The organism is Streptomyces sp. NPDC058534 (genome assembly GCF_042717365.1).
Classification (GTDB): domain Bacteria; phylum Actinomycetota; class Actinomycetes; order Streptomycetales; family Streptomycetaceae; genus Streptomyces.
In genome coordinates this window covers 30,354-31,932 of the sequence record NZ_JBHXNW010000090.1, presented here as the reverse complement: position 1 = coordinate 31,932, position 1,579 = coordinate 30,354, and the positions used below count along the sequence as shown (strand labels likewise).

Here is a 1,579-nt window from a genome sequence, read left to right as displayed (position 1 = left end):
CGGGGTGTGGGGCTCTTTGTGGGTGTCGCCCGCCCTCAGGGCCCCGGTCGACGCCCCGACCCGGCCGGGGCCGCGGCCGTGGTCGGGCCCCCCCCCCCCGCCCCCCTGGGGGGCGCGCTTCTACTTGGCGGCAGAAAGAGACTGGGCGTTCTTCGCCTTCTTCTTCAGGACCAGCATCGAGGTCACGCCGATGACGACCGCCAGCACCAGACCCAGCCACGAGAAGCGCTTGAGCCAGGACTCGGCGACGATGCCGACGTAGTAGATGACGGCGGTGGTGCCGCCCGCCCAGACGATGCCGCCGAGGACGTTGGCGGTCAGGAACTTCCAGTACGGCATCCGCAGCACTCCGGCCAGCGGGCCCGCGAAGATGCGCAGCAGGGCGACGAAGCGGCCGAAGAAGACGGCCCACATGCCCCACTTCTGGAAGGACCGCTCGGCGGTGGCGATGTGCCCCTCGCTGAAGTGCTTGGGGAACTTGCGGCCCAGCCGGGCCAGCAGAGGCCGGCCGCCCTTGCGGCCGATGGCGTACCCGATGGAGTCGCCGATCACCGCGCCCGCGCTGGCGCAGGCGCCGAGGACCAGCGGGTCGATCCCGCCGTGCTGCGACGACAGCAGGGCTGCCGACACCAGGATGATCTCACCGGGCAACGGGATGCCCAGGCTCTCCAGACCGATGACCAGTCCGACGACGGCGTACACGGCCACCGCGGGCACCGTGTCGAGCCACTCCTGGACGTGCACCGCGCATCCTCCGCTTCGCGTACCTGTTCCCGGGTGCGCCTCGGCCGAGGCGCACCCGGGAAGCGTACCGGTTCGCGGGAGGTCAGCCGTTGGGACGCAAAGTCCATATGACGGTCATCTCACCGGTGACCGCGCCGTCCTCGCGCCGGATGGCGACGCTCACCGGGAACTCGGGGCGGCTCCCGGCGTCCAGCTCGGCGACGACGTCGGCGGCGGGGCGGCCGAGCGTCGCCGTGGCGGTGACCGGGCCGAGGGCGATCTTCTTGAAGGCGATCTCGGCGGTGACTGGCAGCGGTACCGCCCGGGAGAGCTGGTCCCCGAAGGCGGCCAGCACGATCGCGCCGCTTGCGGACTCGCCCAGCGTGAACATGGCCCCGGCATGCGGTCCGCCCACGTGATTGCGGTACTCGCTCTGGTCCGGGAGGGCCAGGACGGCCTTCTCCGGGGTGGTCTCCAGGTACTCGAGGTTCAGGGTCCTGACCATCGGCACCGTGGCGGCGAGCAACTCGCCGATCGACATCTGATCTGCGCTCATGAGGGCAGGTTACCCGTGAGTAGCATCCAAGGCCAGGCACCCGGAATGATCGCCGTATGCTTTCCGCACATGTGGCCAGGAGAGCAGTCACCCACCGGCGGGCCGGACTCGCGGCAGCCCAGCCCGTACCACCGGCCCGGCTACCAGCAGCACCAGCCGTACGCGGGACAGCAACCGTCCGCTCCCTGGAACGCGCCCACGGTCACGTCCGGCGGTGGGGCGGCCCGCGGGGGGGGGGCCGGGGGGGGCCGGCGGGGTGGCTAGGGGGGCGCGCGGGGGCGCGGGCGCGCGGCGGGGCGC

At 72.2% G+C, this 1,579-nt stretch carries 2 protein-coding genes; both read right to left on the bottom strand.

The features are described from left to right. Positions 1–120: 120 nt before the first annotated feature. The gene (locus ACFWR9_RS36810) at positions 121–744 is read right to left on the bottom strand and encodes a DedA family protein (RefSeq protein WP_383850304.1); all 624 of its coding nucleotides are present in this window, start codon (positions 742–744) and stop codon (positions 121–123) included. A gap of 82 nt (positions 745–826) precedes the next feature. Continuing rightward, positions 827–1,264 carry a DUF4442 domain-containing protein gene (locus ACFWR9_RS36805; protein WP_064726772.1) on the bottom strand — a complete coding sequence of 146 codons (438 nt, stop codon included), beginning with the start codon at positions 1,262–1,264 and terminating at the stop codon, positions 827–829. Positions 1,265–1,579 lie beyond the last annotated feature (315 nt).